Raw genomic sequence first — 14,709 nt, 5'->3', positions numbered from 1 at the left:
AGATCGCTCAATTATTTCCGGCCTGAATCACGCTCATGCTGCGGGTGCAGACGGCGATGGGCGCGGCGTTTCAGCACGCGATACAAACCCGCTCCGCCTAACGAGGCCGTGATTAAGGCGACAAACGCCAAAATGACGGCATGCTGGTTGGCATACCAGATAATCATCATGTACCAGGCATTTGCCCACTGGGGAACTGCGGGCCGACCCGGAAACTGCGGATACCATTCTCATCGGTGATGATGGCGGTATCGCCGCGAATCGCCGCGGTAACGCGCGCCGACGTCAGGTCGCCATGCAGCCGCTGCAACTGCTGGTCGTTCGTCGCCAGCACGACTACCGCGACACGTTTAGGGTTCCACGGGGATCGATAGCTGACAAAACCACGCCAGAGCTCATTCGAGGAGAAGTAGCGGTCGGCATCTATCGGGTGGCGGGCCCAGTCGCCGGTTAGCCAGCTGACAAGTTTTTCCGGCACGCTGGGCATTTTGACACCCAGCGCATGACCGTCGGTCTGGTAAGGAGACTCCGCCAGCAGCGCCGCGTTAAACCCTGCGTGCGGTAGCGTCGTGACCGCCAGCACATCGCTGTTTTGCAGCCGATGCAGCGCTACGCCGTCTTTCGGCACGCCAAACACGACCTGATTGTGATTGATACTGACGCCGGTCGCGTCGCCGGAGCGACCCGCCATGCCGAGCAGCGTGCTAATTTCCTGATCGGTGGGGCGTTCCGGCAGCAACATCACCGTCTGCGCGTAGTCAGCCAGCCGGGAGAAGGGGAAGGACGCGCCGATGAAATACGACAGATTGGGCAACATCGTGAAGTGACGCGTTCGGGTCAGGTCTATCCACGAGTCGTTCTCAATGCGGCTTTTGATGTTGTTGTTCAGCAGTACGCTGCACGGCGCATCCGCTTTGGGCCGGATGTTGAAGTAGAGCTGCAGTTGGTTAAAGCCGTAAATCAGATAGGGGTCGAGCTTCAGCGTATAAGATTCCTGACGATTATCGCCCCCCAGCCGACGCCAAAGTTGCTCCAGCAGGCCCTCTTTCACCATCGGTAAGTTGCTGATAAACGTGCCGTTAAGCGTCACGTTCAGGTCAGAGCGATGTTCATCAATCCAGTTCTCCGCCGGGAAGCGATAGCTGATGTGCACCGGGATTGTTTCGCCGTCCCACAGGAAGAGGTCGGGGGCCGCCCGAAACTTGAGGTTCTGCGCGGAGTGCCAGATGCCGAGTGACGTCATGCTCTGATCTTGCTCCAGCAGTTCGCTGAAACGGACACGCCGATCGGTGCTGATCCAGCGCGGCGCATCGTAGCTCTTATGCCGCGGAAGGGTTTGCGGGGTGACGGTGATGGCCGACTGCTTCGAGGCCAACGGCTGGCTGACGAGATAATAGGCGGCTTGTCTCAGCTGATCCTCGTTCTTCCCTACCACCAGCAGCAGCTTGTAGATCGGGTTATCTGGATTATCCATCAGCTGTAACGTCGGCGCGTCGACCTGCGGCAACGTCACACGACCGATCTTCTGGCCCGGGTAACCGAACAAAATACCGTTTTGTTCCGGCACGCTGTCTCGCTTCACGGGGAAAGTGATATCTCGCCCGTTGGTCTGCACCCCCATCCAGGATGCCACCAGCGCCGCCGCGCTCACCTGATCGGCCGTCGGCTCGGCGGGAAAAATCATCGGCACGGAGGCCGTCGCCATCTGCATGGAGTCGATAAACGGTCGCGGGAAGTTGCCGATGTCCGCTCCGACATTCAGCTGCTGCCCTTCCAGCTGTAACGTGGTGCTCGGCAGAATGGTGACGTTGTATTGATGAGCATTGTCGCGCTCGCACAGCAGACGGTCTGAATTGATGATGCGGAAACTCAGGTTGTTGTCGGACACCACCAGCGCAGCAGGGATCTCAATCTGATAGGTCCCGGTCTCCTGCCCGTTCGTCGTCAGGGGAACGCTGCCCAAGGGCTGTCCATTCAGCATCAGCTGTAGCGCGGTGTTGCGCTCGGCCAACGCCGGAGAGACGGCGAACTTGAGCGCCAGATGCGCGGACGTCACCACCTGATCGGCAGAGAGCGTAAATCTCAAACCGGCCTGCAACTGACCACCGCTCAGCGCGACGCCCTGCGCCTGCCCCATTTGCGCCACGGAAATCGTGCTGCTGACCGGCTGATTGTAAACGTCCGACGACGCATTCAGCGCGGGGACGGACGGAGACGACGGCGCGGCGCGGGGCGCCAAAGGCGTTTCAAAGGGCGGCGCGGTTTCATATCCGCCATCAATTCGGGGCAATCCCGCAGGCAACGGGGCATCGATTAACGACAGCGGCTGGCTTGACTCCTCAGCGGCAGAGGCGCTGCCGCTCAGGCACAGCAGCAACACCGTCGTTAACGCAGAAGGCGTCCTGAAAAATCCGTATGTCATGCCGTTTTATCCTCTTGCCGCGTCCCTTCCGTCGTTGCAGGTAACGCTGACGGCGTCGCCCCCTCTTTCTTTTTTCCCTTCCAGGTCAGCCAGAAGAATTCACACACCGTCCTGAGCACCGTCACAAAAGAGCGCAGCGGGTTGTCCCGTGGCCAGGGCGGGTCCATCCAGGCATCCGCCCGCGAAAGCACAACGCGTACCAGACCACGTCGCTGCGCCAGCGGGATTTCATCAAACCGCAGGCGAATGGTGCTGTCATCAAAACTCACGGACTTCACCGGCAGCGCGATTTCCCCCGCGCGGGATAACAGCTCAAGACACTCAATGGGGTCGGTTTTGTGACGCTGATCCGGCGCTTTGATTTGCGCGCCGCCCATCGACAGGTCCACGGTCACCGTGCGTGACGCTATACCGCTGGCGTAGTGAATAATGACCGGCAGTTCGACGTCGATACGAATAGTCTGACGCGTCTGTTTCGTTTCCCGCGCCACGGCGATAGCCGCCATCAAAATCAGCAGGCTGATGCAGGCCCAGGCGACGTTCAGGGCGATAACGTACGGATCGACGTTGTAATAGTTGTGCCCGACGGCCCGAATGCCCCCGACGACGATACCCGCGAACAGCAGGACGGCAGTCGCGATGTGCGGTCTGACAATGCGGAAGTCAAAAAAGCCCACGTCCAGCAGGCCGCCTTTATCCGTCACATTGAATTTGCCGTGACGCGGGGAGATCAGCGTTAACAGCGTCGGAATAATCAGATGGAACGCCATGACCGTTTCATAAATCTCACCCCAGAAGCTGTAGCGGAAGCGTCCATTCATCCTCGCATTGAGGTATATCGACATCACCAGATGCGGCAACACGTAGGCGAAAATCAGGTTCGCCGACGAGTGAATGATATTGAGATTGAACAATAGATAGGCCAAAGGAGCGGTCAGGAAAATGACGCGCGGCAGGCCGAACTGGAAGTGCAGCATGGCGCTGAGGTAACACAGACGCTGCTGCCAGGTCAGCCCTCTGCCCAGCAGTGGATTGTCGACGCGGAAAATCTGCGTCATTCCTCTCGCCCAGCGGGTACGCTGAATGACATGCAGCACCAGTCGCTCGGTCGCCAGTCCCGCAGCAAGCGGGATCGCCAAAAAAGCGGATTTCCAGCCACGACGCTGCATTTTCAGCGCCGTATGCGCATCTTCCGTCACCGTTTCCACGGCGAAGCCACCCACTTCTTCCAGCGCCGTGCGACGTATCACCGCGCAGCTGCCGCAGAAGAAGGTGGCGTTCCAGTAGTCATTACCCTGTTGGATCGGTCCGTAGAACAGCTCGCCTTCGCTTGGCATCTGTCTCGCCGCCTTGAGGTTGCGTTCGAACGGATCGGGAGAATAGAAGTAGTGCGGCGTCTGCATCAGCGCCAGTTTGTCGTCTTTCAGGAACGCGCCGACCGTCGCCTGTAGGAAAATACGTTTAGCCACGTGATCGCAGTCGAAGACGCAAATCAGTTCGCCGCTGGTGAGCTGCATGGCGTGGTTCAGGTTGCCCGCTTTGGCGTGTGAGTTGTCGTCACGGGTGATATAGCCCACGCCAGCCTGAGCGGCGAACACCGCAAACTCGCTGCGCTTGCCGTCATCCAGAATGTAGACTTTGAACTTGTCCTGCGGGTAATCCATGCACTGCGCCGCCAGCACCGTATCCCTGACTACATCCAGACTTTCGTTATAGGTCGGGACGTAGACGTCCACCGTCGGCCACAGGTTGGTATCCTCCGGCAGCGCCTCAATGCCGCGTTGCAGCGGCCATAAGGTCTGCATGAAACTCAGCATCAAAATAACCCAGACATAGACCTCGGCAATAAATAAGCCAATTCCCAAGATAGTCTCGATCTCAGAATTAAAATGCAGTGTTTCCGTCGCGCGCCAGTATATATAGCGCGTTGACATTAATAACGTAAGAATAACCATGACCACAGTGACCTTTCGGCTTTCACTGCGGCCCAATAAAAACAGCATACCAATACTGATTAAGCCAAAGATGTATTGTTTCTGGCTATCCATCGGGGTGATGATAATCACTAACGCTACCGGAAATAATACCAGTAACAACAGATAAAAAAGCGCCTTCTTCATAAATCTACCCTGATGGTCAGTAATAAGCGGGTTAATATAGTAAAGGGGAAATATCCTAAAAATATCGACGCAGAGTTATTCTTTGCGCTTATTCTATTAATAAGAGGCAGGCACGAATGTCTTATGGACTTCGCCATTGCCCACTTTGATATTCAACAGAGCCGCAATACGTTTGCTGATTAATTCAATATCAAATGCCGCGGCGGAAGCCGGACTAAAATCAAAAATGGAGCGCTGTGAAGCGTTGGCTTCGACGACGCTTTCGTCGCGATGTACGCAGCCAATCAACCTGTCGCCTTTGTTTTCCTGCATGTAAGCCGCCACATCCCTGCTGATCGCGCGTCGCGTATCCGTCTGATTCAGCAGCCAGTAGTATCCCTGTTTATGGTTCAACGGTCCGCCAATCAATCGGTTTTCTTCTACCGGAGACAGGAGAGACAGCGAGGCGGTATCCGCCTGCATGACGACCAGATGCAGGTCTGCCAGCGCGGTCATCGCCTTTAATGCGGGACTGGGGCCGGGCGGAAAGTCAGCCAGGATCACGAGGCCGGGGTAGTTCAGCATGGCGCTGAGCCCACGTAACAAAAACGCAGGATCCGCCAGGTGCCGATCGAAGTCCTCACGTTGCGCTTCCGACACGCTGCCGTACGGCAATACGAAAATATTGCCGCCAGCCGTCAGGATAGACTGGCTCCAGTCCGGAGACTCGACGGCCGCCGCCACATAGCCCCGCTCATCCGATAACGGAATACCGAAATGCAGGCGCAGCGCGTTCTGAACGTCAAAATCGATCGCCAGCACTTTACTGCCGCCGCGCGCCAGGGCGTAGGCCAGGTTGGCCACCATGGTGGTTTTTCCAACCCCGCCTTTCGGAGAACAAACACAAACTAACGGCATGAGGAAATTTTCTCCAATAGCGGTTTTAACAGCGCTTCTTTATTCGGCGTCTGCGCGGTTTGCCGACCACGCGTGCTGAACATCTGCTTATAGCGCTCGGGCTCCAGCGGCGTCGCGCTCGCGGCAGCGGTCGGTTCCGGGCGGGTCACAGGGAAAGAGGAGGCAGTCTCTGGCTGCCGTGATGACGTCGTAGGATCCGCCGCTGGCGACGTCTTCGACGCGGCGGCGACAGAATCAAGAAGCGATCGCTGTCCTGCGGGATCATCATGACGCGGACGGGTATTCGAGTCGTCCAACCTGACGGGCTTGACGCCGGAGGCCGGCGCCGCAAATTCATTTTTCGCGACAGGCCTCAACATAGGCTGCAAGCCAGCGCCTAATGAAGATTCGGCACCGCCTTTCTCTTCATTAATGACTTGCTTCACAATAGCCCAGCGAGAACCTTCATCATGCAAAGATTGACCCGACATTTCCTTGAAATTAATGTCTTCCGACTGGGTCTTTTCTTTGAAATGCTTCAGATCGTCATAGCTTCTCATAAGACTCCCGAATCTCTACATGAATGGCCGCTAATATACCATTATTGAACGAACACTTAATCAAAAATATCTTCACCGATTATTACAAAATAGATTGGCGGCAGTCGTGAAAATCAAATAATTAAAATGATATGCATTTCTCTTCCGTCTTATTCGCCGCTAAAATCAGCGCAGTGAAAATCATCCACACTCTTTTCAGGTGTTTATAATTGAAATTTTTATAATAAAAAAAGTAATATTTAATTACCAAGACGCGGGCGTTATCGCGGAGGGAAATAGGTTTATCCGACGCAATAATGTACTTATGACCTTTCCTTTTTCCGACCAGAAAAACAGCATGTTACCCCTCTGACTTTTCCGGTTTTGCTATAAAGCCAGTACAGCTATTTGATTGGATAAGCAGGCAAGCGTGGCGCTACACCACAGAAACAGGAAGCCCGTCAGACGCCTGAACGATCGTGTGACGGGCTTTATGACCGGTTCTTATTACGATACGAACGGGGACTGCGCCTCTTCCTCATCGACGGCAAAGCAAGCCACCTTCCGTTCACCGTAAGCGATTAGCTGAGGCTGTCGCGCCACACAGGCGTCGAACCGGCGTCGGCAACGGGTGTTGAACGCGCACCCCGGTGGCGGATTCAGCGGGCTGGGCAGTTCCCCGCTCAGTTTGATACGCTCGCGGCGTAAATCGGGAGTCAGGCGCGGCGTTGCGGAAAGCAGCGCCTGAGTGTAGGGATGGCGTGGATGGTCGAAAATTGCCGCCTTGCTGCCCTGCTCAACGCAGCGGCCCAGATACATCACCATCACCTCATCGGCGATATGCTCGACCACCGATAAATCGTGAGAAATGAAGATGTAAGACAAGCCTAACTCCTGCTGCAAGTCCATCATCAAATTCAGCACCTGCGCCCTGACGGACACGTCCAGTGCGGAAACCGGTTCGTCCGCGATCAGCACGTCCGGGTCCAGCATCAATCCGCGAGCGATGGCGATGCGCTGACGCTGACCGCCGGAAAACATGTGCGGATAACGGTCGTAAAACTCCGTTCTCAAACCGACCTTTTCCATCATCGCCAGCGCCTTTTCCCGCCGTTCGGCGCGGCTCAGCGCTGTATTGATGACCAACGGTTCTTCCAGAATCTGACCCATTTTCTTGCGGGGATTCAGCGACGCGTATGGATTCTGAAACACGATCTGGATTTTCTGCCGCCGCAATTTTTCAGCCGCAGGGTCAGACTTCAGCAAATCTTGTCCCTGATAATAAAGTTCGCCGTGGGACGGGGCTTCAATCAGCGTCAACAGGCGGCCCAAGGTCGATTTACCGCAACCGGATTCGCCGACCACGGCCAGCGTTTTACCTCTTTCGAGCGTAAACGAGACGCCATCCAGCGCTTTAACCACCCGCTCAGGCTGAAATATCCCGGACTTGACCGGGTAATATTTTTTCAACGCACGCGCTTCCAGCAGCACGTCCTGACGCATCTCGTTGTTATGACTCATAAACTGGGCCTCCCCGAATCATCCAGCGGCGTATGGCATTTCACCCGGCGATCGCCCCAAGGCTGCAGCGCGGGCTCTTGCTGGCGGCAGTGGTCCGTGACATACGGGCAGCGCGGGTTCAGCAGGCAACCCGAGGGTCGATCATATTTGCCGGGGACAACGCCCGGCAGCGAAGCGAGCCGCGATTTATCCACGGCGAACTCCGGCAACGCCCGCAGCAACGCCTGCGTATAGGGATGGCGCGGCGCCTTGAAAATCTCACTAGCGAGTCCCGATTCCACGACCTGACCGGCATACATCACGATGATTTGATGCGCCGCCTCGGCGACCAGCGCCAGATCGTGGGTAATCAGTATCAGCGCCATATTCTCCTGCTGTTGCAGCGTCAGCAGCAGCTCGATAATCTGCGCCTGAATGGTGACATCCAGCGCAGTCGTGGGCTCATCGGCAATCAGCAGTTGCGGGCGGCAGGCAAGCGCCATCGCTATCATGACCCGTTGGCTCATCCCCCCCGACAGCTGATGAGGATAAACGGCCAGCCGCGAGGACGGATCGGGTATCCCGACCATCGTCAGCAGGTCGACGGCTCGCTGACGTCGTGTTCGACGGTTGCCACCCTGATGAACCTTGATGGCCTCCATAATCTGGAATCCTACGGTGTAGCTGGGGTTAAGGCTGGTCATCGGGTCCTGAAAAATCATCGCGATTTCCGCGCCCACTAGCTGACGGCGCGCCTTCTCGGGCATGGCGATCAAATCGCGTTCATCGAACGTCAGACTGTCGGCCGCGACCTGGCCGGGATAATCAATCAATCCCATGATGGCCAGCGAGCTGACCGATTTCCCGGAGCCGGATTCCCCGACAATCCCGACAACCTGACCGCGTTCAACCTGATAGCTGATGCGATCAACCGCCTTGAACGGCTGCGCCCCCTCGCCGAAACTCACGGACAGGTGTTCTACGTTAAGTAACGCCATCGTTCTTCCTCTACGACTGCTTGAGTTTGGGGTCGAGGGCATCGCGCAAACCGTCCCCCACCAAATTGAACGCCAGCACCGTCAACAGAATCAGCAGTCCCGGAAAGGTCACCACCCACCAGGCGCTTTGCGCATATTGCAGCACGTCCGACAGCATGGTTCCCCATTCCGGCGTGGGCGGCTGCGCGCCCATACCCAGGAACCCCAGCGCCGCCATGTCCAGAATCGCGTTGGAGAACCCCATGGAAGCCTGCACAATCAGCGGCGCAAGGCAGTTGGGAAGGATATTGATAAACATCTGCCGCATCGCGCCTGCGCCTGCGACGCGAGAGGCGGTAACGTAGTCACGGTTGGCTTCCACCAGCACCGCAGCACGCGTCAAACGCACGTAGTGCGGCAGCGAAACGAACACCAGCGCAATGGCAGCATTCACAATCGACGGGCCGAAAATCGCAACCAGCACCAGCGCCAGCAGTAGGCTCGGCAACGCCAGCATGATGTCCACCAGCCGCATGACGGCGGCATCCACCAGACCGCCGAAGTAGCCGGAGATCAGCCCCAACACGATGCCGAACAGTAAGGAGATCGTCACCACCAGGCACCCGACCAGCAGCGACAAACGTGTGCCGTACATCAGGCGAGACAACATATCGCGCCCCACATCGTCGGTGCCGAGAAGAAATGAACTACTGCCGCCATCCTGCCAGACCGGCGGCGCGAGTAACGCTTCACGGAACTGTTCGGACGGCGAGTGCGGCGCCAATATTCCCGCCCCGAGCGCGACCAATATCATGACGACGATGTAGGCCAGTCCCACGACGGCACCTTTGTTGCGGCGGAAGTCGTGCCAGAACGCCTGCAACGGCGTCAACGGCATCGGTGCCGTATTCACCGCGGGTGGAGTCAGTTGCGTCATCGTGGCCTCCTATTTGCCATGTCGGATGCGCGGATTGACCACGCCATACAGCAAGTCCACCAGCACATTGACCAGAATGATCAGCGACGCCACTAACAGAACGCCGCCCTGCACGACCGGGTAATCCCGGCGTTGCAGTGCGTCCATCAGCCAGCGTCCCAGCCCCGGCCAGGAAAAAATGGTTTCGGTCAGAATGGCGCCCGCCAGCAAAGTGCCAACCTGAAGGCCAATCACCGTGATCACCGATAGCATCGCGTTTCGCAAGGCATGTACCACAACCACCCGCACGCGGCTTAATCCTTTGGCGCGCGCCGTGCGGATATAATCCTCGCCCAAGACCTCCAGCATGGAAGAGCGCGTCATCCGCACAATAACTGCGAGTGGAATCGTTCCGAGTACAATGGCGGGTAAAATGATATGCATCACCGCATCGATGAAGTCGCCTTCCTCCCCCCATATAAAGGTGTCGATGAGCATGAAGCCGGTCAGCGGCAGAGACTCGTCCAGAAATAAGGTGTCGCCCACCCGCCCGGAGACGGGCGTGAGATTGAGATGCACGGAAACCAGCATGATGAGCATCATTCCCCACCAGAAGATCGGCATGGAATAACCGGTCAATGCGGCGCTCACTGCCGCATGATCGAAGAGTGAGTCACGTTTGACTGCCGCCAGGACGCCCACCGGAATACCGACCACGATGGCGAAAAGCATGGCGCACACACCCAGTTCGAATGTGGCCTTGAAGCGCGGAACGAACTCGTCCCAGACTGAAGTCCGGCTTTTGAGCGATGTGCCTAAATCACCATGCAGAACGCCGTCAATGTAGTGGATATACTGTTGCCATATGGGCTTGTCCAGCCCCATTTCCGCCATCAGTCGGGCATGACGTTCAGGGGTAATCCCACGCTCTCCGGCCATGATCATGACAGGATCGCCGGGGATCAGATGCACAAAGGCAAAGGTCAGTAGGGTGATACCAATAAACGTAGGGATAACCAGCCCCAAACGTCGGAGTATGAACTGAAACATATCCGCACTCTCTGTGGATGACCGACCCGTGGGCGGATCGATCAAGGGTCGCTACCTGCAGCACTCATCGTCGCTGCGCGCCCGCATGCACGCAGCAACATCCGCATCGTGGTCAGTGATTAATCCAGGGACACATGGTTGAAGTTATGCACGCCGCGCGGTTCGATGACGTAACCCTTGACGTTGCTGCGAATCGGTTCGTACACCGTCGAGTGAGCGATGATCAGCGCCGGGGCCTGATCGTGCATGATGACCTGCGCCTGTTTATACAGCTCAATGCGCTTAGCCTGATCGGAGATGGCCCGAGCCGGCTGAATGACATCCTCGAACGGCTTGTAGCACCAGCGGGAGTAGTTGGAGCCTTTGCGAGCGGCATCGCAGCTAAACAGCGTTGCGAAGAAGTTATCCGGGTCCCCATTGTCGCCAGTCCAGCCAAACAGGACGGTCTGATGCTCCCCGTCTTTGGAACGTTTCAAATATTCGCCCCATTCGTAGGTTACGATCTTGGCGTTCACACCGATTTTGGCCCAGTCGGACTGAATCATCTCCGCCATACGGCGCGCATTCGGGTTATACGGTCGCTGGACCGGCATGGCCCATAGATCAATCGTAAAACCGTTGCTTAGTCCGGCTTCCTGCAACAGCGCTTTCGCCTTCTGCGGGTCATAACTGTAATCCTGCACCGCATCGTTGTAACCCCACATGGTGGGCGGAATCAGATTTTTGGCCGCCTGACCGGCGCCCTGATAGACGGCTTCGATAATGGCCTGTTTGTTGACGGCATAGTTCAGCGCCTGCCGCACTTTGAGATTATCCAGCGGCTTTTTCTCGACGTTATAAGAGAGATAGCCAACGTTCAGACCTGGCTTTTCTAGCAGAATCAGGTTCTTATCCTTCCTCATGCTGGCCAAATCCGCCGGATTGGGATAAGGCATGATTTGGCATTCGTTTTTCTGTAGCTTGGCGTAGCGCACTGAGGCGTCCGGCGTAATGGAGAAGACCAGACGATCTACGCCCGGTTTCTGTCCCCAGAAACCATCGAATGCTTTATACAGAATGCGCGAGTCTTTTTGATATTGCTGCAGTTGGAACGGACCGGTGCCGAGCGGGTTCAGATCGACTTTTTCAGGCGTGCCGGCCTTCATCATCGCATCGGCATATTCAGCGGATAAAATGGAAGCAAAATCCATCGCCAAATCGGCGGCAAATGGCGCCTCAGCGTGAGTCAAATGGAAGCGCACGGTGTGGTCGTCGACTTTTTCCACTTTCTCGATCAGGTCTCGCATTCCCATACCTTCAAAGTACTCATAACTGCCGCCTGACACTTTGTGGTACGGGTGGTTCACATCCAGCTGTCGCTGGAACGAGAACAGTACGTCGTCGGCATTCAGGCCGCGCGTCGGTTTGAAATCTTTACCGCTTTGCCATTTCACGTCCTTGCGCAGATGGAAGGTATACGTTTTGCCGTCGTCGCTGATATCCCACTTCTCAGCCAGACCGGGCTCGATCTCAGTGGTCCCGTTTTTAAATTCAATCAAACGGTTATAGATAGGCATCGAACTGGCATCGAACGTCGTACCCGATGTGTACAACTGCGGATTAAAACCTTCCGGAGAACCTTCCAAGCAATACACCAACGTTTTAGCCTGCACGCCCGCCGTCACCGAGAGCGCCAGCAGTCCAAGGCCCAGCCTCAGCATCCTTGATTTCATCATGGATTTAGCCATTTACGTATGCCTCATAGTATGGATGTTGTGTGTTAGCAGACGGGCCGTTGTTTTTATATCGTGGCCCGCATACTGCGGCATTACTGCGACAGGCATCAGTCACCAGGAAATAAGCCGTACGATGCGTCCCCTGTTGGTCGAAGAAAATATAGGGAAATACCCATACACGGACGGTGCCATTTCCAGCAGTGTCATCAATTTGTCAACTGTTCACATATAGGTCAATACACCCAATATGGATTTACAAAGCCTTTCAGCGCGTCACGACGAACTAAAAAAAGAAAAAAAACCCTAACTTCAGATTTAAAATCCGATATACATAAAAAATTAAGCCTAAAATTGCAAAAAATTCCAAAGTCGGTAATTTAAAGATGAAAAATAACTATATGAAATTCATCTTATCCCTCTGGTCCGCCGCGTTAATTTTCAGGCTTATTCTCGTAATAATGATATTTATGTCACAAAAGAGGGCTGATTGTGATTTTCAAATTTTCATTTGATGAGGCTTAAGAGGACTATCTGCGTAAGGTGAAAAAAGAGGGGCTAAAAAGCTCCACCTCGGCAGAGGGTATGTCTCTCTACCGGAAACCCACGCCTACGGGCAGCGTTCGCCCGCGAGGAGATACAGCGATTAGTGATTAGCATCACAAAATAAAAAGAAATAAAAGATGAGGACGTTGGCGGAAATAAGGGTAATTATGTGATCCTGTAGGCATTACACTGCAAATATAAAAAATAGAAATATTAATAATTACGGGAGCGATCTCATATTTTCCCACAGCGATTTACATTAGTTTTAAAACTTTATTATTTATCCGTCATTGGTTATTTTTATCACGCGATTATATTAGGATCGAAGATATCTTCCCCGCTTAAATAAATCCCCTCACCCTCTTGAGCTAATTTTAATTACAAAACCAAGAATTAAGTTATTTAAAATGGAAGTGCCGTTTAGTTCACAATTACATCACGCACCCAATGAATGGCTATTATTTTTAACAATAAGCCATGCTAGATTGCCTGATAATCAATATCAGTGTTCGTAATACCATACCTATTCACATTACACGTGTGATCAAAAATAAAATAACTACTTATTATTCAAAATCTTACATTTATCCATTGTTATTTGCATGCCCTACCACCACAACAAGGTGAATATAATGAAAAAAATTGATGCTGATATCCTCCGTGAGGATACCCTCGTGAACACACCGCCTCCTGGCTTTATGAGTAGTTTGAATAAAACCACGATTGGCTCCGTCCCTTTAGTTCTCTTTATTGTCATTTCCGCCATTGTTTTTGTCGCCGCCTATACCGGTGTTTTACCCAGAAATATGATTGGCGGTTTCGCCGTTATCATGTCGATGGGTTTTTTACTCGCGCACATCGGCCGCAATATTCCGGTGTTAAAAGAAATAGGTGGCCCCGCAATTTTGTGCCTGATCGTGCCGTCGGTCTTGGTCTATTACCAATTCTTTAATGACAGTACGCTCGATACCGTGACCCTGCTGATGAAAGAGGCCAATTTCCTCTATTTCGTCATCGCCAGTCTGGTCGTGGGCAGTATTCTCGGCATGAACCGCATCATTCTGATTCAAGGCATGGTGCGTATGTTCGTTCCGCTGGTGATCGGTACGGTCACGGCGGTGTCGACCGGCCTGCTGGTCGGAAAGCTGTGCGGTTATAGTCTCTACCACACCTTCTTCTTCATCATCGTTCCCATCATCGGTGGCGGTATCGGAGAAGGTATCCTGCCGCTTTCCCTCGCATATTCCGCCATTCTGGGCCAGTCTCCTGACGTCTATGTGGCCCAACTGGCCCCGGCTGCTGTCGTCGGCAACATTTTCGCGATCATCTGCGCAGGCATGCTGGCGAGACTGGGGATGGCACGTAAAGATCTTAACGGTCAGGGCCGACTGATCCGCAGCGATAAAGACAATGAGATCTTCAACGTGACAGAAACACCGAAACCGGTGGACTTCACACTTATGGGTGGCGGACTGTTGCTGATCTGTGCCTTCTTCATCGTCGGCGGTTTGGCGGAGAAAATCGTACATATCCCCGGCCCCGTTCTGATGATCCTGATCGCCGTCATCTGTAAATATGCTCGCGTCATTCCTTCCAGTATGGAAACCGGCGCCAGCAGCTTTTACAAATTTGTCTCCAGCTCTCTGGTATGGCCGCTGATGATTGGACTCGGCATGCTTTATGTCCCACTGGAAAGCGTTGTCGCCGTCTTTTCTGTCGGCTACGTCCTGGTGTGTGGTTCTGTGGTCATCTCCATGGCGCTGGTCAGCTTCTTCGTCGCACCGTATCTCAATATGTATCCCATTGAGTCCTCTATCGTCACCACTTGTCACAGCGGCCTCGGCGGCACCGGCGACGTCGCCATCCTGTCGGCCTCTAACCGCATGTCACTGATGCCGTTCGCACAAATCGCAACGCGTATTGGCGGAGCGTCCACCGTGATCGGCGCAACACTGCTGCTGAGATTGTTTGTCTAGTCGACATCGGCTCACAGAAAAACCACCTGCTCTGGCAGGTGGTTTTTTTTCGTCATCGGACATAAAGGCCATCGT

Annotated in this window: 9 protein-coding genes and 1 pseudogene; 1 reads left to right on the top strand and 9 read right to left on the bottom strand. The window is 54.6% G+C overall.

Annotated elements, in window-relative coordinates; translation table 11 throughout:
• Positions 1-11: 11 nt before the first annotated feature.
• The 9 genes and pseudogenes from bcsB to dppA all read right to left on the bottom strand — a co-directional run bounded on the left by bcsB (position 12) and on the right by dppA (position 12,127).
• A pseudogene (gene bcsB, locus AU509_RS14620) lies at positions 12-2,422 on the bottom strand (cellulose biosynthesis cyclic di-GMP-binding regulatory protein BcsB).
• Positions 2,419-4,542, bottom strand: coding sequence for a UDP-forming cellulose synthase catalytic subunit (gene bcsA / locus AU509_RS14615; RefSeq protein ID WP_094118689.1), 2,124 nt, complete (start codon positions 4,540-4,542; stop codon positions 2,419-2,421). Before bcsA ends, bcsB begins: the two are co-directional and overlap by 4 nt.
• Positions 4,543-4,638: 96 nt before the next feature.
• Positions 4,639-5,439, bottom strand: a complete 801-nt coding sequence (gene bcsQ / locus AU509_RS14610; RefSeq protein ID WP_085652339.1) for a cellulose biosynthesis protein BcsQ — start codon at positions 5,437-5,439, stop codon at positions 4,639-4,641.
• Positions 5,430-5,978, bottom strand: coding sequence for a cellulose biosynthesis protein BcsO (bcsO, locus tag AU509_RS14605; protein WP_094118688.1), 549 nt, complete (start codon positions 5,976-5,978; stop codon positions 5,430-5,432). Before bcsO ends, bcsQ begins: the two co-directional genes overlap by 10 nt.
• Positions 5,979-6,464: 486 nt before the next feature.
• Positions 6,465-7,478, bottom strand: a complete 1,014-nt coding sequence (gene dppF, locus AU509_RS14600) for a dipeptide ABC transporter ATP-binding subunit DppF (RefSeq protein WP_094118687.1) — start codon at positions 7,476-7,478, stop codon at positions 6,465-6,467.
• On the bottom strand, positions 7,475-8,455 hold the full coding sequence (gene dppD, locus AU509_RS14595) for a dipeptide ABC transporter ATP-binding protein (RefSeq protein WP_085652341.1): 981 nt from the start codon (positions 8,453-8,455) through the stop codon (positions 7,475-7,477). The genes dppF and dppD overlap by 4 nt, the downstream gene beginning before the upstream one ends.
• 10 nt (positions 8,456-8,465) lie before the next feature.
• Positions 8,466-9,371 (bottom strand): dipeptide ABC transporter permease DppC, encoded by a 906-nt coding sequence (gene dppC / locus AU509_RS14590; RefSeq protein ID WP_094118686.1) that lies wholly within the window; start codon positions 9,369-9,371, stop codon positions 8,466-8,468.
• A gap of 9 nt (positions 9,372-9,380) precedes the next feature.
• Positions 9,381-10,400 carry a dipeptide ABC transporter permease DppB gene (gene dppB / locus AU509_RS14585; RefSeq protein WP_085652343.1) on the bottom strand — a complete coding sequence of 340 codons (1,020 nt, stop codon included), beginning with the start codon at positions 10,398-10,400 and terminating at the stop codon, positions 9,381-9,383.
• A gap of 119 nt (positions 10,401-10,519) precedes the next feature.
• On the bottom strand, positions 10,520-12,127 hold the full coding sequence (gene dppA, locus AU509_RS14580; RefSeq protein WP_085652344.1) for a dipeptide ABC transporter periplasmic-binding protein DppA: 1,608 nt from the start codon (positions 12,125-12,127) through the stop codon (positions 10,520-10,522).
• Between the two features lie 1,163 nt (positions 12,128-13,290).
• On the opposite strand from dppA, the gene AU509_RS14575 reads away from it, so the two are divergent.
• On the top strand, positions 13,291-14,634 hold the full coding sequence (locus AU509_RS14575; protein WP_085652345.1) for a 2-hydroxycarboxylate transporter family protein: 1,344 nt from the start codon (positions 13,291-13,293) through the stop codon (positions 14,632-14,634).
• The last annotated feature ends 75 nt before the right edge of the window (positions 14,635-14,709 follow it).

This window comes from Lonsdalea britannica, assembly GCF_002111595.1.
Taxonomy (GTDB): Bacteria; Pseudomonadota; Gammaproteobacteria; order Enterobacterales; family Enterobacteriaceae; genus Lonsdalea; species Lonsdalea britannica.
Note: the sequence above shows the minus strand (reverse complement) of the source record. Positions and strands in the feature narration are given on the sequence as shown.

Bases quoted from the DNA above. Each gene is read 5' to 3' on its own strand.
- bcsA (WP_094118689.1), bottom strand. From the start codon at position 4,542: ATGAAGAAGGCGCTTTTTTATCTGTTGTTACTGGTATTATTTCCGGTA.
- bcsQ (WP_085652339.1), bottom strand. From the start codon at position 5,439: ATGCCGTTAGTTTGTGTTTGTTCTCCGAAAGGCGGGGTTGGAAAAACC.
- dppB (WP_085652343.1), bottom strand. From the start codon at position 10,400: ATGTTTCAGTTCATACTCCGACGTTTGGGGCTGGTTATCCCTACGTTT.
- dppD (WP_085652341.1), bottom strand. From the start codon at position 8,455: ATGGCGTTACTTAACGTAGAACACCTGTCCGTGAGTTTCGGCGAGGGG.
- bcsO (WP_094118688.1), bottom strand. From the start codon at position 5,978: ATGAGAAGCTATGACGATCTGAAGCATTTCAAAGAAAAGACCCAGTCG.
- dppA (WP_085652344.1), bottom strand. From the start codon at position 12,127: ATGGCTAAATCCATGATGAAATCAAGGATGCTGAGGCTGGGCCTTGGA.
- dppC (WP_094118686.1), bottom strand. From the start codon at position 9,371: ATGACGCAACTGACTCCACCCGCGGTGAATACGGCACCGATGCCGTTG.
- dppF (WP_094118687.1), bottom strand. From the start codon at position 7,478: ATGAGTCATAACAACGAGATGCGTCAGGACGTGCTGCTGGAAGCGCGT.
- AU509_RS14575 (WP_085652345.1), top strand. From the start codon at position 13,291: ATGAAAAAAATTGATGCTGATATCCTCCGTGAGGATACCCTCGTGAAC.